This is a genomic window from Mycobacterium neglectum, from assembly GCF_002591975.1.
Taxonomy (GTDB): Bacteria; Actinomycetota; Actinomycetes; order Mycobacteriales; family Mycobacteriaceae; genus Mycobacterium; species Mycobacterium neglectum.
Genome location: NZ_NVQE01000004.1, coordinates 117,694 through 142,010, shown reverse-complemented (window position 1 = coordinate 142,010; position 24,317 = coordinate 117,694). Strand labels below are relative to the sequence as shown.

Below are 24,317 nucleotides of genomic sequence, written 5' to 3'. Positions count from 1 at the left end.
GCGTCGACAGGGTTGTTGGTACGAAGGGCGGTTAGAGGGCATGGCGGGACCACTTCACGGATTGCGCGTCATCGAACTGGCCAGTATCGGCCCAGGTCCGCACGCTGCGATGATCCTCGGCGATCTCGGCGCCGACGTCGTGCGCGTCGAGCGGCCCGGAAAACTGGGCGGCATCCCGTCGACGAAACGCGAGGCTGCCTTGCGGAATCGGCGCTCGGTGACCGCGGACCTCAAGTCCGACGAGGGTCGCGAACTCGTCCTGAAGCTGGTCGCCAAGGCCGACGTCCTACTCGAGGGCCTGCGACCCGGTGTCACCGAGCGATTGGGCCTCGGGCCCGAGGACTGCGCCAAGGTCAACGAGCGGCTGGTCTACGGCCGCATGACGGGGTGGGGTCAGACCGGGCCGCGGCGCCTGCAGGCCGGCCACGACATCAACTACATATCTCTCAACGGCGTGCTGCACTCGATCGGCCGGGCGGGCGAGCGGCCGGTGCCGCCGCTGAACCTGACCGGCGACTTCGGCGGCGGGTCGATGTTCCTGCTCGTCGGCATCCTCTCCGCGCTGTGGGAGCGGCAGACCTCGGGCAAGGGCCAGGTCGTCGACGCCGCGATGATCGACGGCTCCAGTGTGTTGGCGCAGATGATCTGGGGCTTCCGTCAGGACGGCATGTGGTCCGACACGCGAGGCGTCAACATGCTCGACGGCGGCGCACCGTACTACGACACCTACACCTGCGCCGACGGCAGGCACATCGCGATCGGTGCGATCGAGCCCCAGTTCTACGCCGAGATGATCAAGGGGCTGGGCTTGGATGGTGCCGACCTCCCGGACCAGAACGACATGGGTCGCTGGCCCGAGTTGCGCGCGGCGATCACCGAGGCGGTCGCGGCCAAGGATCGTGATCATTGGGCGAAGGTGTTCGCAGACACCGACGCCTGTGTGACGCCGGTGCTGTCCTTCGGCGAGGTCGAGTCCGAGCCACACGTCACCGAGCGCGACACCTTCTACCGCGACGGCGATTACCTACAGCCGATGCCTGCGCCGCGCTTCTCGCGCAGCGTGCCGCCGACCCCGACGCCGCCAGGACAGGCAGGCGCCGACACCGAAGCTGTACTCCGAGACTGGGTTTAGACCCCAGGTCTACCAAGAAGAGAGGGACACAAAAAAGTGGAGATCAAAGACGCGGTCGCCGTCGTCACCGGCGGCGCCTCCGGGCTGGGCTTGGCGACCACGAAGCGGCTGCTCGACAGGGGAGCGTCCGTCGTCGTGATCGACCTGCGAGGTGAAGAGGCCGTCGCCGCGCTCGGTGACCGGGCCAAGTTCGTCGAGACCAACGTCACCGACGAGGTCGCGGTGGGCAAGGCGCTCGATGTCGCCGAATCGATGGGCCCGCTGCGCATCAACGTCAACTGCGCAGGCATCGGTAATGCCGCCAAGACGCTGAGCAAGGACGGCCCGTTCCCGCTGGACGCCTTCAAGAAGGTCGTGGAGGTCAACCTGGTCGGCACGTTCAACGTGCTGCGACTGTCGGCGGAGCGTATCGCCCGCAACGAGCCGCTCGGTGAGGAGCGCGGCGTCATCATCAACACCGCCTCGGTTGCGGCGTTCGAGGGCCAAGTCGGCCAGGCCGCGTACTCGGCATCCAAGGGCGGCGTCGTCGGCATGACCCTGCCAATCGCCCGTGACCTGTCCCGCGAGTTCATCCGCGTCGTCACCATCGCGCCCGGACTGTTCAAGACTCCGCTGCTGGGCTCGCTGCCCGAAGAGGCGCAGAAGTCGCTGGGTAAGCAGGTGCCGCACCCAGCCCGTCTCGGTGACCCCGACGAGTACGGTGCGCTCGCGGTACACATCATCGAGAACCCGATGCTGAACGGCGAAGTGATCCGCCTGGACGGTGCGATAAGGATGGCGCCCCGATGAGCATTACGACGAAGTTCACCCAGACCTTCGGGGTCGAGCACCCCGTCGTGCAGGGCGGTATGCAGTGGGTCGGCCGTGCCGAACTCGTTGCGGGCGTGGCGAATGCGGGTGCGTTGGGGTTCATCACCGCGCTCACCCAGCCGACGCCTGCGGACCTGGCGAAAGAGATCGCCAAGTGCCGGGATCTGACGGACAAGCCGTTCGGTGTGAACCTGACGATCCTGCCGACGATCAATCCGCCGCCGTACGACGAGTACCGGCAGGTGATCGTCGACGCAGGCATCAAGATCGTCGAGACCGCTGGCTCCAATCCGGCGCCGCACCTGCCGATGTTTCACGACAACGGGATCAAGGTGCTGCACAAGTGCACGTCGGTGCGGCATGCGGTCAAGGCGCAGAGCCTGGGTGTGGACGGCATCAGCATCGACGGTTTCGAATGCGCCGGCCATCCCGGTGAGGACGACATTCCGGGCCTGGTGCTGATCCCCGCGGCGGCGACCAAGATCGATATCCCGATGATCGCCTCGGGTGGATTCGCCGACGGCCGTGGCCTGGCGGCGGCGCTGGCACTGGGAGCCGACGGCATCAACATGGGCTCACGGTTCATGTGCACCGTCGAGTCGGCCATCCATCAGAACGTGAAGGACGCGATTGTCGCGGGCAGCGAACTCGACACCGAGATGATCTTCCGCCCGCTGCGTAACACCGCCCGCGTCGCGAGCAATGCGGTGTCACGCGAGGTCGTGGAGATCCTCAACCGCGGCGGTCAGTTCTCCGACGTCAAGGACCTGGTGGCCGGATCCCGAGGCGTCAAGGTCTATGAGGTCGGCGACCTGGATGCGGGCATCTGGTCGGTGGGTACCGCAATGGGTCTGATCAACGACATCCCGACCTGCGGCGACCTGGTGGCACGGATCGTCGATGAAGCCGAGGAGATCATCACCGGCAGGCTCGCGGGCATGGTCGAGGCGGATCGAGAAGAGAACGTCGCGTAGGACAGAATTTCACCGAACAGGAATCAACGAGATGGGCCCCGCGCTGGGGCAAACCGTCACGGAAGAACGCGCGCCCTCAGGGCGCGCGTTTCTTCACACCGCGGTTGGCAGCGTGTGCTCGTCGTCGAGCTGCTCCGAGGTGTCGCCCTCTACCAGGAAATCACCGTGGTAGAGCGCCTCGAAGTCAACCTTGATGACATCAGCACTGGTGTCGTCGATCCACATGTACTGAACAGTAACCATCACCATTAAGAGTTCTTTGAGTCACGTTTCGGAAAATGATGGCAATTCTTACCGCCGGGTAGGGTCCGAATCTACCCGTAAGTAAGTATTGGCTGGTCGGGACTTGACGTGGGTCGGGATGGCCTCGTCGACAAAATTCACGCCGTCTGGAGCCAAACCATTGAACGTGGCGTCCGTCCGCGTCGTACCTAAGGGAGGTGCGCATTGCACCGCTAACTTATCGCTGATAAGTTAGCGACGGTATTCATCCACTCAGGGGAGAACGCGACGTGCTAGAACGCATCGCAGGGCTGGCGATCAGGGCGCCGAGGCGCATCGTGGCCGTCGCGGCGCTCGTCATGGTGGCCTGTGGGATCTTCGGCATCCCGGTCGCCAAGAGCCTGTCCGCCGGAGGCTTCCAGGACCCCACGTCCGAGTCGGCGCAGGCGACCCAGCTGCTCGTCGACAAGTTCGGCCAGGGCGATATGGAGCTGGTCATCAGCGTGACTGACGACAGCGCGGCCGCCGGTGCGCAGAGTCCCGCGGCCCGCGCGGCCGCCACCGACATCGTCACGGCGCTGCAGGAATCGCCGAGCGTCGGCGAGGTGACCTCGGCGTGGACCGCGCCACAGTCGGCCGCGCCGGCTCTGGTCAGCACGGACGGCAAGACCGGTCTGATCGTGGCCGGGATCACCGGCGGGGAGAGCGGCGCCCAGAAGCACGCCAAAGAGCTCACCGACAGGCTCGTGCACGACCGCGACGGCGTGACGGTGCGGGCGGGCGGTGTGGCGATGACCTACGTGCAGATCAACGCGCAGAGCGAAAAAGACCTGCTGATGATGGAGGCCATCGCGATCCCGCTGAGCTTCATCGTGCTGGTCTGGGTGTTCGGGGGGCTACTGGCCGCGGCGCTGCCCCTGGCCGTCGGCGGATTCGCGATTCTCGGGTCGATGGCCGTGCTGCGTGCAACCACCTATGTCACCGATGTGTCCATCTTCGCGATGAACCTCACCATCGCCATGGGTTTGGCGCTCGCCATCGACTACACGCTGCTCATCATCAGCAGGTACCGCGACGAGTTGGCCGACGGCGTGGATCGGGATCGGGCGCTGATCCGCACGATGACGACCGCCGGTCGGACGGTGCTGTTCTCGGCGCTGACCGTCGCGCTGTCGATGGTGGCGATGGTGCTGTTCCCGATGTACTTCCTCAAATCGTTCGCCTATGCCGGGATCGCGGTGGTGACCTTCGCCGCCGTGGCCGCGATCGTGGTGGCGCCCGCGGCGATTGTCCTGCTCGGCGACCGGCTCGACGCGCTGGACACCCGTCGGCTGTTTCGCCGTCTGCTCGGGCGACCCGAGCCAGTGCGCAAGCCGGTCGAGCAGATGTTCTGGTACCGCAGCACGAAATTCGTTATGCGCCGGTCGATTCCCGTCGCTGTCGCCATCATCGCCCTGCTACTCCTGCTCGGCGCGCCCTTCCTGGGGATCAAGTGGGGCTTCCCGGATGACCGTGTGCTGCCGCAATCCGCGTCGGCGCGCGAGGTCGGCGACGAACTCCGCAGTGAATTCGCCGTCGACTCGTCGACCAATGTCACCGTCGTGATACCCGATGCGGCTGGGGTGGCCCCGCCCGAACTGGATCGCTACGCGGCGGCACTGTCGCGGGTTGCCGACGTGTCATCGGTGTCCGCTCCCGGCGGTTCGTTCGTCGACGGTCAGTTGACCGGCCCGCCCGCCGCAGCCACCGGCATGAAGGACGGCAGCGCGTTCCTCACCATCGGCAGCTCCGCGCCACTGTTCACCGACGCGTCCGAATCCCAACTCGACGCGGTACACGCCGTCAGCACACCGGGCGGAAAGCCAATTCTCGTCACCGGGTTGGCGCAGATCAACCGTGATAGTGCGCAGGCGATCACATCACGGCTGCCGCTGGTGCTGGGCGTGATCGCCGGAATCACCTTCGTGCTGCTGTTCCTGCTCACCGGCAGCGTGATTCTTCCGCTGAAGGCGTTGGTGCTCAACGTGTTATCGCTGTCGGCCGCGTTTGGCGCGCTGGTGTGGATCTTCCAGGACGGCCACCTGGGTGCGTTGGGCACGACCCCGACCGGAACTCTGGTCGCGAACCTGCCGGTGCTGTTGTTCTGTATCGCGTTCGGGCTGTCGATGGACTACGAGGTGTTCCTGGTGTCCAGGATCCGCGAGTTCTGGTTGAAGTCTGCCAAGACGCGGGCGGACAACGATGAAAGCGTGGCGCTCGGACTCGCGAAGACCGGACGCGTCGTCACCGCGGCCGCGCTGCTGATGTCCATTTCGTTCGCCGCCCTGATCGCTGCCGAGGTGGCCTTCATGAAGATGATGGGCGTCGGCATGACGCTGGCCATCATCGCCGATGCGACACTGGTTCGTATGGCGTTGGTACCCGCATTCATGCACTTGCTTGGACGGTGGAATTGGTGGGCGCCCAAACCCCTGGTGAAGCTGCACGAGCGGATCGGCATCAGCGAGTCGGCAGAAGATCCTGCGTCGGCCGCCGCAACGCCGGCGGCCGTGCCCGCGCGATGAAACGGCGGCGCGCGGCCCGCGGATCGGGTGAGCAGCTCCGCGATGAGATTCTCGATGCGACGACCGATCTGCTGTTGGAAACCGGTCACGCCAAGGAGGTTTCCATCCGATCGGTGGCCCAACGCGTCGGGGTGACACCGCCCTCGATCTATCTGCATTTCACCGACAAGGACGCATTGTTGGACGCGGTGTGCGCACGGTATTTCGAGAAGCTCGACGAGGAGATGCAGGCGGCCGCCGCGGATCAGCCTTCGGCCATCGATGCGCTGCGGGCGCAGGGGCTCGCCTATGTGCGTTTCGCGGTGAAAACCCCTGAGCTGTACCGCATCGCCACCATGGGAGAGGGTCGGCCGGGAAGCGACGTGGATGTGATGCTGAACAATTCGGCGTTCGTTCATATCCGCAACACGGTCGCGGCCTTGATGGCCGACGGCATCCTCCCGGAGAGCGATCCGACCACCGTCGCGCTGGAACTGTGGACGGCCGCGCACGGGGTCGCGGGGATGTTGATCTCACGGCCGTACCTACCCTGGGGCGAGAAAGAGGACTTCGCCGACCGGGTGCTGAAGGCCATCGTCGTCGGCGAGATTGTGTGTGGCGCGATCGGACCCGCGACGGCACCGCAGGACGCCGTCGCCCAATTGAAGGGACTGCTGGATGCCCGAGACAGTCGATAACCCGTTCTTCGCCCGGTTGTGGACGGTGATGTCTGCCCACGAGACCGATGCCATCCGGCAGCTGCGGCGAGAGAACCTCGCGGGCCTGACCGGTCGCGTGCTGGAGGTCGGTGCGGGCACGGGGACGAACTTCGAGTTCTACCCCGAGACGGTGACGGAGGTGGTCGCCGTCGAGCCCGAGCGTCGGCTGGCTGAGCTGGCGCAACGGGCCGCGGCCACGGCGCCGGTGCCCGTCACCGTCAGCACCGACACGGTGGAGCAGTTCATGGCATCCGGGCGCGAGCCGTTCGATGCTGTGGTGTGCTCACTCGTGCTGTGCTCGGTCGAGGACCCCGAAAGTGTTTTGCGGGAACTGCATTCGTTGTTGCGTCCCGGAGGGGAGCTTCGGTACCTCGAGCACATTGCGAGCAGCGGGGCACGCGCAGGCCTGCAGAAGTTCGCCGATGCGACATTCTGGCCGCGAATGCTGGGCAACTGCCACACGCATCGTCACACCGAACAAGCCATCACCGGCGCAGGGTTCGCGGTGTCGGGCGCGCGGCGCGAGTGGACGATGCCGACGTGGGTGCCGCTTCCGGTGGCGGAGTTCGCGATCGGCCGCGCGGTCAAGCGGTAGCCGCACCAAAACGCACACAAATCCCTAGTCGAGCAGGGCGGGCAACCTCTGCAGGAGGCGGGGCAACGCACCCGCCGCGGTCTCACGCAGCGACACCGTCGCGGCGGCGGACAGCGGCGTGGGCTCGGGGTTGACCTCGATGACCACCTTGCCGTTGGCCAGCGCCATCTCCGGCAGCCCGGCCGCGGGATAGACGATCGACGAAGTGCCGACCACGATCACGAGGTCGGCTGCTGCGACCGCGTCGATCGAGCGCTGCCACTCGTCGTCGGGCAGCGCCTCGCCGAACCAGACGACGTTGGGCCGGATCAATCCGCCGCAGGCGCACCGTGGGGGATCGACCGTCTCCACCGGTTCGGTCATCGTGGGCAACTCGTCGGTGTACGTGGAATTACAGCGATCACAACGAAATTCGAACAAGCTGCCATGCAGGTGGTAGACGTTCTTGCTGCCGGCGCGCTCGTGAAGATTGTCGACGTTCTGAGTGACGACGTGCACGTCGGCGAAGTCCTGCCAGGCCGCCACGGCCCGGTGGCCGTCGTTGGGGGCGACCGAGCCCATCATGTAGTGACGCCACAGGTACCAGGCCCACACCCGCTCGGGGTTCGCCTGCCAGCCCTCCGAGCTGGAAATTTCGTAAGGGTCGACTTTGGCCCACAAGCCAGTCTCGACATCGCGGAACGTCGGCACACCGCTCTCCGCCGAGATGCCCGCGCCGCTGAGGACCGTAACCTGCACATGACCAAAGTAGCTGCTTTGGGCGATACTGAGCACGTGACCGAGTTGGGGGATTGGGTTTGTATCGACCATCGCGCTCCAGGCCCACTGTTTGACCAGCTCAGGACACAGATCATCGACGGCGTGCGGGACGGTCGGCTGCCACCGGGCACGCGGTTGCCCACCGTACGCGAACTGGCCGGTCAACTAGGCCTTGCCGTCAACACGGTGGCCCGCGCCTACCGTGAACTGGAGACTGCGGGCGTTGTCGAAACCCGAGGCCGCTTCGGCACTTTCGTTGCCCGGGTCGACCCCGCCGATGCCGCGATGGCCACCGCCGCGCACACCTATGTGTCGGCGGCAAAGGCTCTCGGCATCGATAAGGCCGACGCGGTCCGCTACGTCGAAGCTGCATTCGGCTAGTTAGCCGAACTCCAGAAGCGTGTTCACCGGGCGCACGGAGTCGAAAAGCGAGATCCGCTGAACCGCGGACACGACCGCGTTGAACGCTTTGCCGCGTCCAGGCGGCATCGGCAAATCGTGCACAGCTCGAATGCCGGGCACCTCGTTGGCAAGATTTGCCAATTCTGAAGGCGTCATGCTGAACGGCATTGGTGGCACCCGGTAGCGCAGCGTGGGCCGCAGCAGTCCCCGGGTGACGCCTTTGGCGAACCAGTCCGGCGCCAGGTCGAACATCATCCGTCCACCAGCGAAGCGCTCGGCGCACGCGGCGATCAAGCCGAGGGCTTCGGAGGGCTGCAGGTACATCAGCAGGCCCTCGGCGGTGATGAACACACCGTCGTCGGTCCGAACCCGCTCCATCCAGCTGAAGTCGAGCGCCGACTGTGCGCACATCTCGATCCGCTCCGATTGTGGCAGCAGCTTGCGGCGCAACTCGATCATCGGTGGGAGATCGACGGTGAGCCAGCGGAATTCGTTCCCAACCCCGGCGGTGTCGAGGCGATAGAAGCTGGTTTGCAAACCCTCCGCCAGCGCCACCACAGTGGCTTTCGGGTGGTCGGTGAGGTAGCGGCGTGCCTCGGTGTCGAAGGCACGCGCGCGGACCGCCATATCCTGACGGCGGCTGAAGCCGAACTTGGCCCATTCGAAATCGATCGAGTCGACGAGCCGGATCGCCATCGGATCGTCGAGGATCGAATCCGGGCGGCGAGCCTCGTTGGCGCGCACCTGCAACGTCATCAGCGCCGTCTCGGACACGCCGGTCAATACGGCGCCGTCGGCCTTCGCGGTCGGTTCGGAACTCACACGGCTGAATGTACCTACCGCAGGACTTTCTCGATCGTCCGCAGGTTGCGGGTGGTCGTCGAGGACTTGTAGCGCTTCTTGCCCATCGTCTTGCCGATCGTGGTGTCCAACGTGCCCTTGTTGGGGACCTGCCAATAAATGACACCCTCACCGCGCTCGATCTTCTCGTCGGCTCCTGCGTCTTTGGCGAGGTCTGCGAGTTCGTCGAGCACGTCGGCGTCGGTGACGAACGTGACGTAGGAATGGAACCCGTCGACCTCGCGTTCGAACGGGAACCGTTCCGATATCGACCGCACGGTGTCGAGGTCGTAGGCCAGCACCCAGGCGTCGTAGCCGAACGCGTCGCGCAACGCCTTTTCGGCCTTCTTTCGGACGCCGTCCACGCCGGACCGGCTGTCCAGCAACACATTGCCGCTAGCCAAAATCGTTTTCACATTGGTGAATCCGGCGTCTTCGAATGCCTTCGCCACGTCGGCCATCTTTAGGTTCACGCCGCCGACGTTGACGCCGCGAAGAAATCCGGCATATCGGGTCATGGGGCGAGCCTAGAACTGCAGCAGCGTGTAGCTCGGGCGATTGCGCCGGTAGAAGCCGATGCGATCCAGCGGTTGCCAGGCCGCCATCTTCCATAGGAGGCCCCGCCCTGCGGGTTGTGCCCGGTCATGCGCGGCACGGACGCCGGGAATGCGACCGGCCAGCGCGACGGCGTCGTCGGGGGACAGGGAGAACGGCATCGGCGGGGCGATATAGCGGTCGGAGAGCTTCAGGCCCTTCAGGGTGCGCTTGCTGAGCCACTCCGGGATCGAGTCGAACATCATCTGCCCGCCGGGGAACCGGGCCGCGCAGTCGCGGATCAGGCCGAGCGCGTCATCGCGTTCGAGATACATCAGCAGCCCTTCGGCGGTGATGAACACGCCGTTCGAGTCGTCGACGCGGTCCGTCCAGCTCAGGTCCAGCGCCGACTGGGCCAGCGGCACGACACGATCGTCGGCGGGTAGCAGCTGTTTCCGCAATGCCATGACCGGCGGGAGATCGACTGAGTACCAGGTCAATTGGTCGGCAACACCGGCGCGCTCCAGACGCCAGAAGCTGGTCTGCAGGCCCTCGGCCAGGGCGACCACCGACGCCTTGGGGTGCGTGGTCAGATAGGCGCTCGCGGCGGTGTCGAAGGCAACGGCCCGCAGTCCGTGCGACTGGTTGGGTTTACCGAACTTGCGGTAGTCGTAGGAGATCGCGTCGAACAGCGTGACCGCCCAGGGGTCGCGGATCACCCCGTCGGACCGCTTGGCCTCGGTGCCGCGGTTGTGCAGAGTCCACAGCGTGGTGGCCGAGACGCCTTCGAGGACTTCTCCACTGACCGTCATCATCTGCTTCATGCTAGATATGTCGCAATTCACGCGGAGATTCCGACGTAGGCTGCAGTCATGGGACGTCACGTTCTCGACGACAAGCTGTTGGCGTTGATCGGCGGAAACTCGCTGGGCGTCCTGGCCACGATCAAGGGTGACGGCAGGCCGCAGTTGTCAAACGTGTCGTACTACTTCGACCCGCGCAATCTGACGATCCGCGTGTCGATCACCGAGCCTCGGGCCAAGACCCGAAACCTGCGGCGCGACCCGCGCGCGTCGATCCACGTCAGCTCGGACGACGGCTGGTCGTACGCGGTGGCCGAGGGTGACGCCACGCTGACCCCGCCGGCCGCCTCGCCGCAGGACGACACCGTCGAAGCGCTGATTGCGTTGTACCGCAATATCGCCGGTGAGCATCCTGACTGGGACGACTACCGACGGGCGATGGTCGACGACCGGCGGGTCGCGATGACACTGCCGATCAGCCATGTCTACGGCATGCCGCCCGGCAAGCGTTAGGCTGCGATCATGGCAGCGGAGGGCAGGAGCGAAGCGACCCGGGATTCTGACGGGGCACCGGAAGACGACACCAAGCGCAAGTTCAAAGAGGCGCTGGAGCGGAAGAAGGCCAAGTCAGCGGGTGGTTCTGCCCATAAAGACGGCGGAGCGAAGGGGCCCAAGGCGCAGGGACATGGTCCCCTCGAGAGTCGCCGCGAGTTCCGGCGCAAGAGCGGCTAGTTAGTTGCGAATTCGGCGCGCTAATCAACCGTGACGGGCGATTAGCGCGCCGAAATCGCGGTCAAGATCAGTGGCTGACGGCCTTCTCGGCACCCACGCCGGTCAGGCACCGCACCTCGAACTCGGCGTTGATCTCCGGGTCGCCGCGATCCGGTGAACTCAGGGTGCCGACGATGCCCAGGATGAACGCCAGCGGGATCGACACGATGCCGGGGTTGGCCAGCGGGAACCAGGCGAAGTCGACGTTCGGCAGCATTGCGGTCTTCGCTCCGGACACCGCCGGCGAGAAGATGATCAGCACGATCGTCGAGGTCAGACCGCCGTACATACTCCACAGCGCACCGCGGGTATTGAACCGCGGCCAGTACAGCGAGTAGATGATGGTCGGCAGGTTGGCCGCGGCGGCCACCGCGAACGCCAGCGCGACGAGGAACGCGATGTTCTGCTCAGCGGCGAGGATGCCGAGACCGATGGACAGGATGCCGATCACCACCACGGTGATGCGGGATACGCGGACCTGCTCGCTCTCGCTCACCTGATGGCTCTTCATCACGCTCGCGTAGATGTCGTGCGCGAATGACGTTGCGGCCGTGATGGTGAGGCCGGCGACCACCGCGAGGATCGTCGCGAACGCGACGGCCGAGATGATGCCGAGCAAGACGACGCCACCGAGTTCGAAGGCCAGCAGCGGCGCTGCGGAATTCTGTCCGCCGGGGGCCTCGCGGATCGCATCGGGTCCGACGAGCGCCGCTGCGCCGTAACCCAGTGCGAGGGTGAACAGGTAGAACGCGCCGATGAGCACGATCGCCCACACCACCGAGCGACGCGCCTCCTTGGCGGTCGGCACTGTGTAGAAGCGCATCAGCACGTGGGGCAGGCCCGCCGTGCCGAGCACCAGTGCCAGCGCCAGCGAGATGAAGTTGATCTGCGAGGTCAGCGAGGCGCCGTACTGGGCGCCGGGCGCAAGGACGTCACGGCCGGCCACCGCCGCATCCGACGAGCCCGAGACCGCGGTCTGCGCCGCGCCGAGCATCTCGGAGAAGTTCAGCCCGAACTTGGCCAGCACCCAGACCGTCATCATGGCCGCGCCGCCGATCAGCAGGACGGCCTTGATGATCTGCACCCAGGTCGTGCCCTTCATGCCACCGATCAGCACGTAGGCGATCATCAGCAGACCGACGACGGCAATGACAAGCGCTTGACCGATATCGCTGGTGATGTTGAGCAGCAGGGCGACGAGGCCGCCGGCGCCCGCCATCTGCGCCAGCAGGTAGAACAGGCACACGGCCAGCGTGGTGGTTGCGGCTGCCATCCGCACCGGTCGCTGCTTGAGCCGGAAGCTCAGCACGTCGGCCATCGTGAATTTGCCTGCGTTACGCAGCAATTCGGCGACCAGTAGCAGGGCCACCAGCCATGCGACCAGGAAGCCGATGGAGTAGAGGAAGCCGTCGTAGCCGTAGACGGCGATGGCGCCTGCGATTCCAAGGAAGCTGGCCGCGGACAGGTAGTCACCGGAGATTGCGATGCCGTTCTGCGGCCCGGTGAAAGACCTTCCCGCGGTGAAGAACTCGGCTGCGGTGGCGTTCTTCTTGCTGGCACGGATCACGATGAAGAGTGTGATCGCTACGAAGAGACCAAAGATGCCGATGTTGGCGACGGGACTGCCGACCGTGGTGCCGTCGGCGGCGAGGATGGTCAGGGTGTCGTGGTTCATGCTGCGCCGCCTTCGAGCTTGTCGCGGATCGCCATGGCGCGCGGGTCGAGTTCGCGGTTGGCGAAGCGGACGTAGATCGCGGTGATGACGAAGGTCGACACGAACTGTCCGAGGCCGACGATGATGCCGACGTTGATGTTGCCCCACACCTTGGTGGCCATGAATTCGTGTGCGAACGCGCCGAGGAGCACGTAAACCGTGTACCAAACCAAAAACAGTGCGCTCATCGGGAACACGAAGCGGCGCAATCGGCTTCGTAGCTCCTGGAATTCCGGGCTGGCCTGGACGGCCATGTACTCCTGACCGCTGACTGCGGTTTCTGTTGGCGGCATCATGTGCTCCCTAGGCGTCGAATGTGAACCGGCTCAACTGGTGAAACTAGATGAGATGCAGGTCACATACCCACCCCTTGCGGAGTCAACACGGCGAAACCCGCAGGTGATGCGGTGAGCGGTCGATCGCTGACGACGAACGGTGGAGGGATCTAGCCCCTGGGCACGCGCTCGACGCCCATGCCCAGCCGTTCCGGCACGTGCATGCGGGCGAAGATCTGCGCGACGTCGGCGGGCGCTGCGGTCCGCGTGAGGCGGCTGACGAGAATCATCGTCGCGAACGCCAGCGGAACGGTGATCGCCGCGGGGTAGCCGATCATCACCGCCGGCCAGCCGCCAAGCACTTCATCGTCGATCCCGCCTGCCACCGCCACCGTCACAGCGGTGCCCGACAGCACGCCACCGACCACCAGTCCACAGGCAGCGCCCCATGCGGTCAGCCCTCGCCACCAGATGCCGAGCACAAGCAACGGGCACAGCGTCGACGCGGCGACGGCAAAGGCCAGTCCGACGCTGCGTGACAACTCCAGCTCGCCGGTGGTGGCCAGCGACAGCGGGATCGGGATCAGCCCGCCAACCACCGCCGCCACCCGGAAGTCGCGCACGCGGCCGCGCATCACGTCGGTCGCCAACGCACCCGCGATGCTGACCAACAGACCCGACGACGTCGCCAGGAACGCCGCGATGGCCCCGGCGGCGACGAGCGCGGCGAGCAACTGCCCAGCCGCCCCGCCGATGGCGCTCGACGGCGCGAGAAGGACCGCGGCGTCGGCGTTCCCGGTGATCAGGACCCGCGGAACGTAGAGGCGGGAGAAAACGCCCAGCAGCGTCGGGAACAGATAGAACAGCGACAGCAGGGCGATGACGGCCAGCGCTGTGTGCCTGGCCGCGCGGCCGTCGGGGTTGGTGTAGAACCGCACGAGCACGTGCGGTAACCCCATGGTGCCCAGGAACGTTGCGACGATGATCGACAACACCTGATAGAGCGGATGGTCGCCGCCGAGACCGCCGCCAGACGCGATCCACTCGGCGCCGCTGCTGGGCGTGCCCGCCACCACAGGTGTCGCCGCGCCTGCCGCAAGAATCAGTGTCGTGCCCGCATCCAGGGTGTGGTCGCCGGGCACCGGGATCTGCTGGGCATCAACGGGTGTGCCGTCTAGCAAGCCCGTCACCGTGATGCCCGCGGGGTTGGCGACCCGCACCACCACATCGGTTTCGATCGCGACCGTGGTGTCCGCGGTGACTATCGGGGGTAGTGGGCCACCGAGGTCGCCGCGGTCGGTGACGAACAGGCCCAGCAGCGCCAGTGCGGGTATCGCGATCGCGGTCAGCTTCAACCAGTACTGGAACGCCTGGACGAACGTGATCGACCGCATACCGCCCGCCACCACGTTCGAGATGACGATGACGCCGACCACCAGTGGACCCACCCAAACCGGAAGACCCAGAAGGGCTTTCAGTGCGAGTCCGGCGCCCTGGTATTGCGGCACCAGGTAGTAGATGCACACCACCACGACGACGATCATGGCGACCTTGCGCAGGCGTGCCGAACCCAGTCGGAACTCGGCGAAGTCCGGAACCGTGTAGGCCCCTGAGCGGCGAAGCGGCGCAGCGACGAACAGCAGCAGTCCGAGATACCCCGCGGTGAAGCCGACCGGATACCACAACGCGTCGGCACCGTACTTGGCGATCAAGCCGGCGACACCGAGGAACGATGCGGCCGAGAGGTATTCACCGGAGATCGCGGCGGCGTTCCATTGCGGACCCACGGTTCGTGAGGCGACGAGGAAGTCGGAGGTGGTGCGGGAAAACCGAACTCCGTACACGCCGATCGCGACGGTGGAGACCACCGCCAGCAGCAGCGCGGCCGCGGTCAACGGTGACCCGGTCATGGTTCGCTGTCGACGACGCCGACGAAGTCGCGCTCCGCCTGCTCGGCCAATCGCACGTACAGCCGTCCGACACCGTAGAAGAAGGGATAGACCAGCACGGCGAGGACAAGCCAATTGAGCCGGATGCCGGCGACGGTGATGGCGGCGAGATCCGGAAACGCCGCGTTCAGCAAGGGAATCGCCACAACGGCACACACCACGACGGTGGCCAGACGCAATGCCAGTCCCAACTGGGCGCGCATCAGACCGCGCACCAACGCGTCGCCGACGAGGGTCTGTTCCTGTACCTCGATCCGGGTTCGCACCATACGGGCACCGCGCCGCTGGGACAGCACGACGCGTTGGCGTTGAGGTCTTTCGTTGCTAGTCATCGGGTTTCAGGTTCCGCATCGGGTCGCGGACAACGCGGTCGCGCAGTTCGCGGGCCTGGCGTCGGCTGACGGGCAGTTCGACCGCGGGTGAAGCGCCGTTGGCGCGCAGGCGCACCAGCACCCCTGAATCGCTGTTCCGGAGCCCGGTGACCTGTCGCAGCGCCACCAGATAAGACCGATGCACCCGGTGGAAACCCTTGTCACGCCAACGACTTTCGAGGGTACTCAACGGGATGCGCACCAGGTGCGATCCCGACGAGGAGTGCAGCCGGGCATAGTCGCCCTCGGCCTCCACCCACCCGATGGTGTCCCGCGGCACCAGGTGGGTGACGCCGCCGAGTTCGGCTGGGATCACGTCGTCGTCGGCCTGGCTGGGTTCGATCGTCGCCGCCAGCACCCGTCGTACCGCCTCGTCCAGACGGTCCTGGCGGATCGGTTTGAGCAGATAATCCAGTGCGCCGACGTCGAAAGCCGCCACCGCTTTGTCGTCGTGGGCCGTCACGAACACGATGGCGGGCCGGTTCGAGAAGTTGGCGAGCACGCCGGCGAGTTCGATGCCGGACAGCCCGGGCATGTTGATGTCGAGGAAGATCGCATCGATGGGCCGGCCGTTGAGTTCGCGCAGCGCCGACGTGGCGTCACCGGCGCGCAGCACCTTGCCGATGTCGCCGTGCCGGGAGAGGAGGTAGGCCAGCTCGTCCAGCGCGGGCGCCTCGTCGTCGACCGCGAGCACCGTCAACACCTTGCTCATGCCCGCACTCCCGCGCGGAATTTAGGTACTCGCATCACGACCTTTGTGCCTGCGCCGATCGCCGTTTCGACCACCAGACCGTAGTCGTTGCCGAACGCCGCGCGCAGCCGGTGATCGACATTGGTCAGCCCGACGTGCGCGGAATCCTTCTTGTCGACCGTGTCGACCGTGTCGACGGTGTCGTCCTTGTCGTCGGACAGCGCGTCACCGTGTCCGGTGCGCAAGGTGTCGGGGTCCATGCCGACCCCGTCGTCCTCGACCGTGATGATGCAGTCCGAGCCCTCGTCGCGGGCGATGATCTCGATCTCGCCACCCCCCTGTCCCGAAAAGCCGTGCCGGACCGCGTTCTCGATGAGGGGTTGCAGCGCCAGGAACGGCACGACGACGTTGAGCACCTCCGGCGCGACCTGGAGCCTGACCTTCAGCGCGTCACCGAATCGCGCGCGCTCCAGGGTGAGATAGCGGTCGATGTTGCGAAGTTCGTCAGCCAGCGTCGTGTACTGCCCGGCGGCGCGAAACGAGTAGCGGGTGAAGTCGGCGAATTCGAGGATGAGCTCGCGGGCACGGTCAGGGTCGGTGCGTACGAACGACGCGATCGTGTTGAGTGCGTTGTAGATGAAGTGCGGGCTGATCTGGGCCCGCAGCGCCAATACCTCGGCTCGGTCGAGACGGGCTCGCGACGCGTCGAGTTCGGCGAGCTCGATCTGACTCGTCGCATATCGCGCGACCTCACCGACTGCGCCGAGTAGGCCGGGCGCGGGGGAGCGGGTGGTCACGACGACCAGGACGCCCAGTGCGTCGCCACCCTCGGTGAGCAGTGGCTGCGCGACGACCGTCGAGCTACGGGCATGGGTCAACACCCGTCGTCCTCCGGAGATCGACTCGCCGGCCGAGCGTTCACACGCGTCGTGCACGTCGGGCGTCCACAACGTGTCGTCGGAAGGATCCTGTGCCAGCAGGTGCCCGTCGGCGGCGAAGACGGCCACGCCTTCGGTACCGGTGAGCCCGCGCAGGAACGGGGCGGCGGTGTCGGCGGAGTCGGTGTCCAGGCCCTGACGCAGGGCGCGTGCGGCCAATGAGGCGGTGTGTAGCGCGGTGTGGACGGCCCGTTCCGTGGGGGTGGCGACGACCCGGCGGGTGCGCACCGTGACGACCGCGGCGGCAACGGCGGCGATGAGCAGCACCGCCGCCAGGATTATCGCGAGCTCGCCGGACATCTCACCTCACCAGGTCGATGTCAATTTAAACTGGCGAGGTGGCGAAACTGCAGCTAGTTCAAGATCCCGCGGCCGACGAGCTGTTGGAGTCGAATCCATTCGCGTTGCTGGTGGGCATGCTTCTCGATCAGCAGTACCCGATGGAGGCGGCGTTCGCGGGGCCGAAGAAGATCGCTGATCGCATCGGCGGGGTGGACGCCCGCGAGATCGCCGATTACGACCCCGAGAAGTTCGTGGCACTGTGTTCGAAAACCCCTGCGATACATCGCTTCCCAGGCTCAATGGCCAAGCGGGTGCAGGCGCTGGCGCAGCTCATCGTCGACGACTACGGCGGTGACGCATCGGCGCTGTGGACGTCGGGGGACCCGGACGGGGCCGAGGTGCTGCGCCGGATCAAGGCGTTGCCAGGCTTCGGCGAGCAGAAGGCGAAGATCTTTCTGGCGTTGCTGGGCAAGCAGTACGGCGTGACGCCCGACGGGTGGCGCAAGGCCGCGGGCGATTACGGGAAGGCGGGGTCGTTCCTATCGGTCGCCGACGTGGTCGATCCCGGCTCGCTGGAGAAGGTCCGCTCCTACAAGAAGCAGGCCAAAGCGGCCGCCAAGGCGGCGAAGAGCTAGCGCGACTGGCGGTCAGGCTGCAGATCGAGGTCGGCCAGGGTGCGCAGGATGCCCGCGACGACGCGGCCGGTCGTCGTGCCGGTGTCCAAACCCTCCCGCAATGCCCGCAGGCGCAGTCCACGGTCGGTGAGGTCGGCGATGGTTCGGGTCACCTCGGTGGTCGTGCGGCCGAGGCGGTCGAGTGCGACGACGATGACCGTGTCGCCGGACTTGGCGTAGCTCAGCATGGCGTACAGGCCGCCTCGGGCCCGGTCGGCGGATTCGGCCAACGTGTCGGTGAACACCCGCCTCGGGTCGACGCCCTCGGCGCTGAGCGCGCCGAGTTGACCCTCGAGGTTCTGCCCGACGGCGCCAGCGGCGTAACCCAACATGCAGGTCATGCATATAAGGTCCCACGCCTGCCGTCAGTGCGGAAGAGGTGCGGCGTCTTCGAGGCTGGCTAACTGCCGAACTGTTATCGAACGTCCACCTACCGGCGGGAACCGCGTTCTAGGCCCGAAACGGCTCACCGTCGAATCGGTCGCGGGTCGCGAACTCAGAAACCGGCTTACGGGTGAGCTTGCGGATCTGCTTCACCGGCCGGCCGATCGGCAGCAGCGCGGCGACCGCGTAGTCCTCGGGGATCCCGAGCAGTTCTTTTACGCGGGGCTCCTCGGCCACCGTCACGGTCGCCAGGACGCCGCCGAAGCCCTCGTTGCGCGCGGCCAACAAGATGTTCCACACGAATGGATACACCGAGGCGCCCGCGATGAGTCCGATTCGGTCGAGGTTCTGGTCGAATGCGGCGCATACATTGAGGTCCACGCACACCACGAGTACGGCGCCGCAGTAGATGAACGGTGTGTAGGGGCCTGCCTCGGTGGCAGCGACTTCCTGCGGCGAGACTTTCATGGGTTTCACCGGGTTCCAGGGGAATTCGCCGTTCTTGACCTGCGCCGTGTAGCGGCGCGCCCCCGTGACGCTGAGGTCGGCCAATGCCTGACGCGTATCCCCGTCGCGGACGACGATGACATGGGTGCCCTGGCGGTTGCCTCCGGTGGGCGCGAAGCGGGCGTTGTCGAGGATGCGCCCGAGCGCACCGTCGGGCAGGGGATCGTCGGTGAATCGACGGACAGCACCCGTCGTGCGCATGACATCAGAAAGCTCCATGCCCAACATCATCGGCTGTGGGAAGCTGAACGTATGAAGACACACCTGAATTGCCCGTGCGGCGAGGCGATCACCGGTGAGACCGAGGACGATCTCGTGGAGAAGGCCCAGGCTCATCTGTCAGAGGTGCACCCCGGCCGCGACTACGACCGGGACGCGATCCTCTTCATGGCCTATTGACCCAGGCGCAGGTCAGGGAACGACCGTAGAGCCGATGGTCGGCATGAACTGACACTGCATCTCGGTGGTGCTGACCTGACCGAAGATGGTCGAGATGATGCTGCCCGAGCCGGTGTCGGCGATCGCGACCAGTGTGGTCGGTCCCTCTGGATTGATATCTGACCGCGGCACCAACGTGGCCCCGCCCGACTTGCCGGTGGTCAGGTTCACCCAGGTGACGTTCAGCGGCAGCTTCTGCTCAGCGGCCGGCCCCGGAGTGCCGATCGCGGTGAACACGTAGGCGGTCTGGCCCGGTCCCGGTCCAGGCGTCGGAATCTTCGCGGGGCCGGCGACCGAAATCGCTGTGGCGAGGACGTTTCCGCCGTCCTTCTGGCACCCGTTGCTGATCGACGGATACAGGAAGTCCTGCGTCGTCGGAGCATCCGGACCGAATTCGGGGCCGCCGGGTGCGGCGGCGGGTGCGGCCGCGGCCGGATCCGGGCCAGGCGCCGGAGCCGGAACAGGAACCGCGACCTCCGGTGCAGGACCTGGGGCAGGCGCGGCGACTGCCGCAGCCTCAGGGGCTGGGGTGGGTACCGCTTCTGGGGCAGGCACCGCCTCCGGCACGGGTCCGACGGCGTGAGCCGGGTTGACTCCCGCGGGCAGGTGCGCAACGGTGCCCGGCGCCGCGCCCGGCGCCGGGGTGTGGGCCACGAACTGGTTGACGGCCGTCGCGACGTTTCGGGAATCGGCCGGGGCTGCGGCGTCGCCGGCGAACACCGCGGCGGCCGCCATCAATGTGGATGCCGCACTGGTCGGATCAGCGGCAGCCGCCTGAATGACGGGCCCGAGACTCTGCACCGCAGGCAGGCCCGGCGCCTGGAGCGCGTCGATCGGCAGTGGTGCGGGCGGTGCCGGCTCTGCGTTGGCAACACCGGTCACGCTGCCGAACAGCAGCGTGACCGATGAGCCGATCGCAACGGCAGCGGTGGCGAACATCGTCCTGGTTGACATGACTCCCCCAAAGAGTGGTTGTAGTTGGTCTTCTCGGTCGATGTCGCCGCGGCCGTCAGGGCAGGGCCGACAACGGCAGCATCAGCGGTGCTGCGGGAAGTGCCGCTGCGGGTGCGGCCGCCGCGGGTGCGGCCGCCGCGGGTGCACCGAGCGCAGGTGCGGCGGCAGCGACCGGTGCGGCAGCCGTCGAAGCTGCCGGCAGGAGGCCGGCTAGCGGCGTTCCGGCGGGCAGCAAGGAGGCAAGACCGCTCAGCGGCGACGCGGCCTGCGTCAGCAGGTCGGCCGGGTTGGTCGCGGGCGCAGCCGCAGTGCTCACCGGAGCCGCGCCGGGCAGTCCCGCCGGAGTCTGCGGAAGGGTGATCGACGCGGTCGCGGCCGGCGGCGGTGTTGCGGGTGTCGCGGCCGGGGTGGAGGCGGTGTTCAGCAGCGACGTGACGCCCTGCATGAGCTGGGTCGCGGCGGCTGGATTGGACGCGAGCTGCTGGATGAACGGCAGGCCCGGAACGCCGGGGGTAGGGGCGGGTGCCGCAGGCTGGGCGGCAGCGGTGCCACTCAGCGTCACCGCGGCCGTGACGGCTCCCGCAGCGGCAATCATCGTGGTCACGAACAGTTTTCCGGTGATGTGCATGGTTCTCCCATTCAGGTTTGTCGGCACGCCTTCGCCCGAAGCTACGGAGTTACTGGTGTGACTCAAGTGACACGTGTGGCATTTATTCAACCGTTACGGATGCGAAGGCAAACGGTGACCGGTCGATAGAATCGACGGATACACACGCCACCCGCTGCTCCGACCGCCGCGCGAATGCCTGCCCGACTGGCCGCCGCGGCGCCGATTCTGTTGGTGATCAGCGTCGTCGCGCGCCTGGCGTGGACTTACCTTGTGCCCAACGGGGCCAATTTCGTCGACCTGCATGTGTATGTCGGCGGAGCGGGCATGCTCGACGATCCTGGCACGCTCTACGACTACGTCTACGCCGATCAGACGCCGGACTTCCCGCTGCCGTTCACGTATCCGCCGTTCGCGGCGATCGTGTTCTACCCGCTGCACCTGTTGCCGTTCGGGCTCGTCGCGTTCGCGTGGCAACTCGGTCTTTTCGCGGCACTGTATGGCGTCGTGCGCATCAGCCAGCGGCTGTTGGGGCTGAAGAGCCATCGAGCCGCCCGGGCGGCGATGTTGTGGACGGCCGTCGGCATCTGGATCGAACCCCTGCGCAGCACCTTCGACTACGGGCAGATCAACGTGCTGCTGGCGCTGGCGGTGCTGTACGCGGTGTACAGCACGCGATGGTGGATTTCCGGACTTCTCGTCGGTCTCGCGGCAGGGGTGAAACTGACTCCGGCGGCGTCGGGTCTGTACTTCCTCGGGGCCCGGCGATGGGCGGCCGTCGTGTTCTCGGCGGTCGTGTTCTTCGCCACGGTGGGCATCTCGTGGTTGGTCATTGGCGACGAAACCCGTTACTACTTCACCGAATTGCTGGGTGACGCCTCCCGGGTAGGGCCGATCGGTACGTCGTTCAACCAGTCCTGGCGCGGCGGAATATCCAGGATCCTCGGGCATGACGCGGGCTACGGGCCGCTGGTGCTGGCCGGCATCGTGGTGACGGCGGCGCTCGCGGTGCTGGCGTGGCGGGCGATCGGCGGGGCTTCGGACCGGCTCGGGGCGATCGTCATCGTGCAGTTGTTCGGACTGCTGTTGTCGCCGATCTCGTGGACGCACCACTGGGTGTGGCTGATCCCGCTGATGATCTGGCTGCTGCACGGGCCGCTGCGGGCGCGGCTCGGCGCACGCGTGCTGGGCTGGGGGTGGTTGGCGTTGACCCTCGTCGGGGTGCCGTGGCTGCTGAGCTTCGCGCAGCCGACGATCTGGGACATCTCCCGGCCGTGGTACCTGGCGTGGGCCGGGTTGATCTACATCGTGGCGACGCTGGCGACTTTGGCGTGGATCGCCGCTACTGGCCGACGATCGCGTCGATCTCCTTCGCCATCTCCACGTCCTTGTCGGTGATACCGCCCTCGGAATGCGTCACCAACGCGAAAGTCACTGTTCGCCAACGGATGTCGATATCTGGATGGTGGTCGGACTCCTCGGCCTTCTCGCCGACGCGCCGCACCGCGTCGATGCCGTCCAGGAAGGCTCCGAATTTGATCGATCGCCGCAGAGCGCCGTCGGCGCGCTCCCAGCCGTCGAGGTCGGGCAGTGCGGCGTCCACTTGGTCGTCTGTCAATACAGCCATGCTTGTTAGGTATACCGTCAGCCGCGATGTCAAACCAGATCGTCGTCGCCGGTGCACTGATCACGGATAACGCGCTGCTGGTCGCACAACGAGCCAGGCCACCTGAACTCGCCGGGCTGTGGGAGCTGCCCGGCGGCAAGGTGGCGGCAGGGGAAACGGACGGGGAGGCACTCGCCCGTGAACTCAAGGAGGAACTCGGCGTCGACGTGACCGTCGGCGCCCGCCTGGGCATCGACGTCGCGCTCAATCCGACCACCGCACTGCGCGCCTACCGGGTCAGCCAGACCGGCGGCACCCTGCACGCCAACGACCACCGCGCGCTGCGCTGGATCACCGTCGATGAACTCGACGGCCTCGACTGGGTGCCCGCCGACCGCACGTGGGTCCCCGAGCTCAGACAGGCGCTGACGTCCTAATGGGCTGCGACAGCGCGCACCGGCACCGACGTCGGCCCGGACAATGACGGCGTCGTCGTCCACTTCACCGGCCCTGCGAGTTCGAGTCCCGCGATGCGGTCGAACAGCCCGTTGAGGGCGACGACCACCTCGAGCCGGGCCAGATGCGCACCCATGCAGAAGTGCGAGCCATGGCCGAAGCCCGTGTGACCGACAGGATTTCGTTGGACATCGAAGCGGTCGGGGTCGGGGAAGCGGAGCGGGTCACGGTTGGCACCCGCGTAGTACAGCACCACCCGCGAGCGAGCGGGAATGACGGTATCGGCGATCTCGTAAGACGCCAGCGTCGTGCGCGTCACCCACTGCACCGGTGAGCCCCAGCGCAGCGTCTCCTCGATGGCGGCCGGGATCAGGTCGCGGTTATCTCGCAGCCGCGCATAAAGATCCGGGTCGGTGGCCAACTGGATGAGCAGGATACCGAGCAGGTTGGTGGTCGTCTCGTTGCCGGCGATCAGCACGATCAACGCGGCACTGAGCGCTTCCAGCGGTGTGATCTCATGCGCCGCGAGCGCCTTGCTGATACCGCCGAGCACATCGTCGTGCTCTTCGGAGCCGCCGGGGCGGCGACAGGTGGCGGAGGTGCGGCGGCGATGCAGTTCGTCGACGATGAGGCCCCGCAGCGACAGGATGCCCGGCAGTGCATGGCCGATCGTCATGGTGACGGCGCCGAGCGTGCTGGCACCGAACAGTGCCGTGACTCCGTTGGACCACACCCGGAAATCCCGCCAGCGGGAGCGGTCGATGCCAAGCAGTAGTGCGATGGCCGAGACGGGCAGCGGCACCGTAAGGGCGGGCACCATGTCGACGACCTCGCCGCGGGCCAGCGCATCGACGCTGGGATTCACGAATTGCGTCAGCGATCCCTCAAGTCGACGCATCGCCGACGGCGTGAAGTACGGCGCCAACACCCGGCGCAATCGCGCGTGATCGGGTTCGTCGGTGGAGACGACGCTCGGCATCACCGTGGACCGCAGCAGGACTCCCGAGCTCGACGACAACACATCGTGGGCGCGCGCCGCCGCGGTGACGTCTTCGTGGCGGGCCATCATCCATACGTTGAGCTTCTCGTTGACATGCACGGGGTGCTCCCGCAGTCGCTCCAACGCGGGGAACGGGTTCCTGATCGTGTCGGTGTCGGTGGGATCGAAATGAGTCCGCGGCACGCTCCTCGCGACAGAGCCGACCCGCGCGCGCCGCAGGTCCCGAACCGCACCCTGGCCGATCATCAGTCCGAAATCGCGCATCGTCGACGCGGCCACCGGCAAGGTAGGAGCTCGCATGTGGACAAGGATGTCGCCGTGCACGCTGCAGCGACATGATTGCGACGGCCAACTAGGTGGTCGATTC

At 66.4% G+C, this 24,317-nt stretch carries 30 protein-coding genes; 13 read left to right on the top strand and 17 right to left on the bottom strand.

The genetic code is table 11. The annotated features are described in order from the left end of the window. The first annotated feature begins 40 nt into the window (after nt 1-40). From CSQ99_RS05225 to CSQ99_RS05215, 3 genes are read left to right on the top strand one after another with little or no spacing between them, the layout of a single operon-like run. Nucleotides 41-1,132, top strand: coding sequence for a CaiB/BaiF CoA transferase family protein (locus CSQ99_RS05225; protein ID WP_099037993.1), 1,092 nt, complete (start codon nt 41-43; stop codon nt 1,130-1,132). A gap of 36 nt (nt 1,133-1,168) precedes the next feature. After that, entirely contained in the window at nt 1,169-1,921 is a 753-nt protein-coding gene (locus CSQ99_RS05220) for a 3-hydroxyacyl-CoA dehydrogenase (protein WP_099037992.1), read from the top strand. Next, nucleotides 1,918-2,916: an NAD(P)H-dependent flavin oxidoreductase gene (locus CSQ99_RS05215; RefSeq protein WP_099037991.1), complete on the top strand. Its 999-nt coding sequence runs from the start codon at nt 1,918-1,920 to the stop codon at nt 2,914-2,916. The genes CSQ99_RS05220 and CSQ99_RS05215 overlap by 4 nt, the downstream gene beginning before the upstream one ends. A 93-nt stretch (nt 2,917-3,009) precedes the next feature. On the opposite strand, the gene CSQ99_RS31665 is transcribed toward CSQ99_RS05215, so the two are convergent. After that, a complete protein-coding gene (locus CSQ99_RS31665; protein ID WP_099038094.1) occupies nt 3,010-3,141 on the bottom strand; it encodes a hypothetical protein in 132 nt (43 codons plus the stop codon). Between the two features lie 287 nt (nt 3,142-3,428). Here CSQ99_RS31665 and CSQ99_RS05205 point away from each other — a divergent pair, with 287 nt between their 5' ends. From CSQ99_RS05205 to CSQ99_RS05195, 3 genes are read left to right on the top strand one after another with little or no spacing between them, the layout of a single operon-like run. After that, a complete protein-coding gene (locus CSQ99_RS05205) occupies nt 3,429-5,702 on the top strand; it encodes an MMPL family transporter (RefSeq protein WP_099037990.1) in 2,274 nt (757 codons plus the stop codon). Further along, the gene (locus tag CSQ99_RS05200) at nt 5,699-6,379 is read left to right on the top strand and encodes a TetR/AcrR family transcriptional regulator (RefSeq protein WP_099037989.1); all 681 of its coding nucleotides are present in this window, start codon (nt 5,699-5,701) and stop codon (nt 6,377-6,379) included. Before CSQ99_RS05205 ends, CSQ99_RS05200 begins: the two co-directional genes overlap by 4 nt. Then, nucleotides 6,360-6,995 carry a class I SAM-dependent methyltransferase gene (locus CSQ99_RS05195; protein WP_099037988.1) on the top strand — a complete coding sequence of 212 codons (636 nt, stop codon included), beginning with the start codon at nt 6,360-6,362 and terminating at the stop codon, nt 6,993-6,995. Before CSQ99_RS05200 ends, CSQ99_RS05195 begins: the two co-directional genes overlap by 20 nt. Nucleotides 6,996-7,019: 24 nt before the next feature. On the opposite strand, the gene CSQ99_RS05190 is transcribed toward CSQ99_RS05195, so the two are convergent. Beyond that, the gene (locus tag CSQ99_RS05190; protein WP_099038093.1) at nt 7,020-7,733 is read right to left on the bottom strand and encodes an NAD-dependent deacylase; all 714 of its coding nucleotides are present in this window, start codon (nt 7,731-7,733) and stop codon (nt 7,020-7,022) included. 36 nt (nt 7,734-7,769) lie between these two features. Here CSQ99_RS05190 and CSQ99_RS05185 point away from each other — a divergent pair, with 36 nt between their 5' ends. After that, nucleotides 7,770-8,135 carry an Rv1152 family transcriptional regulator gene (locus CSQ99_RS05185; protein ID WP_099037987.1) on the top strand — a complete coding sequence of 122 codons (366 nt, stop codon included), beginning with the start codon at nt 7,770-7,772 and terminating at the stop codon, nt 8,133-8,135. Here CSQ99_RS05185 and CSQ99_RS05180 read toward each other — a convergent pair whose 3' ends face one another. Genes CSQ99_RS05180 through CSQ99_RS05170 form a run of 3 tightly spaced genes read right to left on the bottom strand, consistent with a single transcriptional unit; the run spans nt 8,136 to nt 10,345 of the window. Beyond that, complete coding sequence (locus CSQ99_RS05180; RefSeq protein WP_099037986.1) at nt 8,136-8,978, bottom strand: class I SAM-dependent methyltransferase; 843 nt, start codon at nt 8,976-8,978, stop codon at nt 8,136-8,138. It abuts the gene before it with no gap. Nucleotides 8,979-8,992: 14 nt separating this feature from the next. Next, a complete protein-coding gene (locus tag CSQ99_RS05175) occupies nt 8,993-9,514 on the bottom strand; it encodes a DUF1697 domain-containing protein (RefSeq protein ID WP_099037985.1) in 522 nt (173 codons plus the stop codon). Nucleotides 9,515-9,523: 9 nt separating this feature from the next. Further along, entirely contained in the window at nt 9,524-10,345 is an 822-nt protein-coding gene (locus CSQ99_RS05170; RefSeq protein WP_099038092.1) for a class I SAM-dependent methyltransferase, read from the bottom strand. Between the two features lie 57 nt (nt 10,346-10,402). On the opposite strand from CSQ99_RS05170, the gene CSQ99_RS05165 reads away from it, so the two are divergent. Together CSQ99_RS05165 and CSQ99_RS05160 are read left to right on the top strand one after the other, a co-directional pair. Then, nucleotides 10,403-10,846, top strand: a complete 444-nt coding sequence (locus CSQ99_RS05165) for a PPOX class F420-dependent oxidoreductase (protein WP_099037984.1) — start codon at nt 10,403-10,405, stop codon at nt 10,844-10,846. 9 nt (nt 10,847-10,855) lie between these two features. Next, entirely contained in the window at nt 10,856-11,065 is a 210-nt protein-coding gene (locus CSQ99_RS05160) for a DUF5302 domain-containing protein (protein ID WP_099037983.1), read from the top strand. A gap of 67 nt (nt 11,066-11,132) precedes the next feature. Here CSQ99_RS05160 and CSQ99_RS05155 read toward each other — a convergent pair whose 3' ends face one another. The 6 genes from CSQ99_RS05155 to CSQ99_RS05130 form a co-directional block, all read right to left on the bottom strand. Then, complete coding sequence (locus CSQ99_RS05155) at nt 11,133-12,779, bottom strand: solute symporter family protein (protein WP_099037982.1); 1,647 nt, start codon at nt 12,777-12,779, stop codon at nt 11,133-11,135. Next, nucleotides 12,776-13,111, bottom strand: coding sequence for a DUF485 domain-containing protein (locus CSQ99_RS05150; protein ID WP_099038091.1), 336 nt, complete (start codon nt 13,109-13,111; stop codon nt 12,776-12,778). Before CSQ99_RS05150 ends, CSQ99_RS05155 begins: the two co-directional genes overlap by 4 nt. Nucleotides 13,112-13,263: 152 nt before the next feature. Beyond that, the gene (locus CSQ99_RS05145; protein WP_099037981.1) at nt 13,264-15,003 is read right to left on the bottom strand and encodes a sodium/solute symporter; all 1,740 of its coding nucleotides are present in this window, start codon (nt 15,001-15,003) and stop codon (nt 13,264-13,266) included. After that, nucleotides 15,000-15,374: a hypothetical protein gene (locus CSQ99_RS05140; protein WP_099037980.1), complete on the bottom strand. Its 375-nt coding sequence runs from the start codon at nt 15,372-15,374 to the stop codon at nt 15,000-15,002. Before CSQ99_RS05140 ends, CSQ99_RS05145 begins: the two co-directional genes overlap by 4 nt. Next, the gene (locus tag CSQ99_RS05135) at nt 15,367-16,125 is read right to left on the bottom strand and encodes a LytR/AlgR family response regulator transcription factor (protein ID WP_099037979.1); all 759 of its coding nucleotides are present in this window, start codon (nt 16,123-16,125) and stop codon (nt 15,367-15,369) included. Before CSQ99_RS05135 ends, CSQ99_RS05140 begins: the two co-directional genes overlap by 8 nt. Beyond that, nucleotides 16,122-17,342 (bottom strand): sensor histidine kinase, encoded by a 1,221-nt coding sequence (locus CSQ99_RS05130; protein ID WP_099037978.1) that lies wholly within the window; start codon nt 17,340-17,342, stop codon nt 16,122-16,124. The genes CSQ99_RS05135 and CSQ99_RS05130 overlap by 4 nt, the downstream gene beginning before the upstream one ends. Before the next feature lie 38 nt (nt 17,343-17,380). Here CSQ99_RS05130 and CSQ99_RS05125 point away from each other — a divergent pair, with 38 nt between their 5' ends. After that, the gene (locus tag CSQ99_RS05125) at nt 17,381-17,959 is read left to right on the top strand and encodes an HhH-GPD-type base excision DNA repair protein (RefSeq protein WP_099037977.1); all 579 of its coding nucleotides are present in this window, start codon (nt 17,381-17,383) and stop codon (nt 17,957-17,959) included. Here the strand turns inward: CSQ99_RS05125 and CSQ99_RS05120 are convergent. Next, nucleotides 17,956-18,339, bottom strand: coding sequence for a recombinase family protein (locus CSQ99_RS05120; RefSeq protein WP_099037976.1), 384 nt, complete (start codon nt 18,337-18,339; stop codon nt 17,956-17,958). The genes CSQ99_RS05125 and CSQ99_RS05120 overlap by 4 nt on opposite strands. Nucleotides 18,340-18,448: 109 nt before the next feature. Further along, nucleotides 18,449-19,108 carry a nitroreductase family protein gene (locus tag CSQ99_RS05115; protein WP_099038090.1) on the bottom strand — a complete coding sequence of 220 codons (660 nt, stop codon included), beginning with the start codon at nt 19,106-19,108 and terminating at the stop codon, nt 18,449-18,451. A gap of 33 nt (nt 19,109-19,141) precedes the next feature. On the opposite strand from CSQ99_RS05115, the gene CSQ99_RS05110 reads away from it, so the two are divergent. Further along, the gene (locus CSQ99_RS05110) at nt 19,142-19,288 is read left to right on the top strand and encodes a DUF1059 domain-containing protein (RefSeq protein WP_099037975.1); all 147 of its coding nucleotides are present in this window, start codon (nt 19,142-19,144) and stop codon (nt 19,286-19,288) included. 12 nt (nt 19,289-19,300) lie between these two features. Here the strand turns inward: CSQ99_RS05110 and CSQ99_RS05105 are convergent, their stop codons facing one another. Both CSQ99_RS05105 and CSQ99_RS05100 read right to left on the bottom strand, forming a co-directional pair. After that, nucleotides 19,301-20,281 (bottom strand): Rv1157c family protein, encoded by a 981-nt coding sequence (locus CSQ99_RS05105; RefSeq protein WP_099037974.1) that lies wholly within the window; start codon nt 20,279-20,281, stop codon nt 19,301-19,303. Between the two features lie 55 nt (nt 20,282-20,336). Beyond that, nucleotides 20,337-20,909 carry a hypothetical protein gene (locus CSQ99_RS05100; protein WP_099037973.1) on the bottom strand — a complete coding sequence of 191 codons (573 nt, stop codon included), beginning with the start codon at nt 20,907-20,909 and terminating at the stop codon, nt 20,337-20,339. A gap of 174 nt (nt 20,910-21,083) precedes the next feature. Between CSQ99_RS05100 and CSQ99_RS05095 the strand changes: the two genes are divergently transcribed. Then, the gene (locus CSQ99_RS05095) at nt 21,084-22,286 is read left to right on the top strand and encodes a mannosyltransferase (protein WP_099037972.1); all 1,203 of its coding nucleotides are present in this window, start codon (nt 21,084-21,086) and stop codon (nt 22,284-22,286) included. Here CSQ99_RS05095 and CSQ99_RS05090 read toward each other — a convergent pair. Beyond that, nucleotides 22,231-22,515: a 4a-hydroxytetrahydrobiopterin dehydratase gene (locus CSQ99_RS05090; protein WP_099037971.1), complete on the bottom strand. Its 285-nt coding sequence runs from the start codon at nt 22,513-22,515 to the stop codon at nt 22,231-22,233. The two genes, CSQ99_RS05095 and CSQ99_RS05090, sit on opposite strands and share 56 nt — an antisense overlap. 26 nt (nt 22,516-22,541) lie before the next feature. Between CSQ99_RS05090 and CSQ99_RS05085 the strand changes: the two genes are divergently transcribed. Next, the gene (locus CSQ99_RS05085; RefSeq protein ID WP_099037970.1) at nt 22,542-22,931 is read left to right on the top strand and encodes a (deoxy)nucleoside triphosphate pyrophosphohydrolase; all 390 of its coding nucleotides are present in this window, start codon (nt 22,542-22,544) and stop codon (nt 22,929-22,931) included. On the opposite strand, the gene CSQ99_RS05080 is transcribed toward CSQ99_RS05085, so the two are convergent. Then, nucleotides 22,928-24,250 (bottom strand): cytochrome P450, encoded by a 1,323-nt coding sequence (locus tag CSQ99_RS05080; protein ID WP_245908698.1) that lies wholly within the window; start codon nt 24,248-24,250, stop codon nt 22,928-22,930. The genes CSQ99_RS05085 and CSQ99_RS05080 overlap by 4 nt on opposite strands. Nucleotides 24,251-24,317: the final 67 nt, after the last annotated feature.

Bases quoted from the DNA above. Each gene is read 5' to 3' on its own strand.
- CSQ99_RS05195 (WP_099037988.1), top strand. From the start codon at position 6,360: ATGCCCGAGACAGTCGATAACCCGTTCTTCGCCCGGTTGTGGACGGTG.
- CSQ99_RS05080 (WP_245908698.1), bottom strand. From the start codon at position 24,250: ATGCGAGCTCCTACCTTGCCGGTGGCCGCGTCGACGATGCGCGATTTC.
- CSQ99_RS05130 (WP_099037978.1), bottom strand. From the start codon at position 17,342: ATGTCCGGCGAGCTCGCGATAATCCTGGCGGCGGTGCTGCTCATCGCC.
- CSQ99_RS05135 (WP_099037979.1), bottom strand. From the start codon at position 16,125: ATGAGCAAGGTGTTGACGGTGCTCGCGGTCGACGACGAGGCGCCCGCG.
- CSQ99_RS05145 (WP_099037981.1), bottom strand. From the start codon at position 15,003: ATGACCGGGTCACCGTTGACCGCGGCCGCGCTGCTGCTGGCGGTGGTC.
- CSQ99_RS05115 (WP_099038090.1), bottom strand. From the start codon at position 19,108: ATGGAGCTTTCTGATGTCATGCGCACGACGGGTGCTGTCCGTCGATTC.
- CSQ99_RS31665 (WP_099038094.1), bottom strand. From the start codon at position 3,141: ATGTGGATCGACGACACCAGTGCTGATGTCATCAAGGTTGACTTCGAG.
- CSQ99_RS05170 (WP_099038092.1), bottom strand. From the start codon at position 10,345: ATGATGACGGTCAGTGGAGAAGTCCTCGAAGGCGTCTCGGCCACCACG.
- CSQ99_RS05090 (WP_099037971.1), bottom strand. From the start codon at position 22,515: ATGGCTGTATTGACAGACGACCAAGTGGACGCCGCACTGCCCGACCTC.
- CSQ99_RS05200 (WP_099037989.1), top strand. From the start codon at position 5,699: ATGAAACGGCGGCGCGCGGCCCGCGGATCGGGTGAGCAGCTCCGCGAT.
- CSQ99_RS05160 (WP_099037983.1), top strand. From the start codon at position 10,856: ATGGCAGCGGAGGGCAGGAGCGAAGCGACCCGGGATTCTGACGGGGCA.
- CSQ99_RS05155 (WP_099037982.1), bottom strand. From the start codon at position 12,779: ATGAACCACGACACCCTGACCATCCTCGCCGCCGACGGCACCACGGTC.
- CSQ99_RS05225 (WP_099037993.1), top strand. From the start codon at position 41: ATGGCGGGACCACTTCACGGATTGCGCGTCATCGAACTGGCCAGTATC.
- CSQ99_RS05165 (WP_099037984.1), top strand. From the start codon at position 10,403: ATGGGACGTCACGTTCTCGACGACAAGCTGTTGGCGTTGATCGGCGGA.
- CSQ99_RS05120 (WP_099037976.1), bottom strand. From the start codon at position 18,339: ATGACCTGCATGTTGGGTTACGCCGCTGGCGCCGTCGGGCAGAACCTC.
- CSQ99_RS05140 (WP_099037980.1), bottom strand. From the start codon at position 15,374: ATGACTAGCAACGAAAGACCTCAACGCCAACGCGTCGTGCTGTCCCAG.
- CSQ99_RS05175 (WP_099037985.1), bottom strand. From the start codon at position 9,514: ATGACCCGATATGCCGGATTTCTTCGCGGCGTCAACGTCGGCGGCGTG.
- CSQ99_RS05150 (WP_099038091.1), bottom strand. From the start codon at position 13,111: ATGCCGCCAACAGAAACCGCAGTCAGCGGTCAGGAGTACATGGCCGTC.
- CSQ99_RS05110 (WP_099037975.1), top strand. From the start codon at position 19,142: ATGAAGACACACCTGAATTGCCCGTGCGGCGAGGCGATCACCGGTGAG.
- CSQ99_RS05105 (WP_099037974.1), bottom strand. From the start codon at position 20,281: ATGTCAACCAGGACGATGTTCGCCACCGCTGCCGTTGCGATCGGCTCA.
- CSQ99_RS05100 (WP_099037973.1), bottom strand. From the start codon at position 20,909: ATGCACATCACCGGAAAACTGTTCGTGACCACGATGATTGCCGCTGCG.
- CSQ99_RS05215 (WP_099037991.1), top strand. From the start codon at position 1,918: ATGAGCATTACGACGAAGTTCACCCAGACCTTCGGGGTCGAGCACCCC.
- CSQ99_RS05095 (WP_099037972.1), top strand. From the start codon at position 21,084: ATGCCTGCCCGACTGGCCGCCGCGGCGCCGATTCTGTTGGTGATCAGC.
- CSQ99_RS05085 (WP_099037970.1), top strand. From the start codon at position 22,542: ATGTCAAACCAGATCGTCGTCGCCGGTGCACTGATCACGGATAACGCG.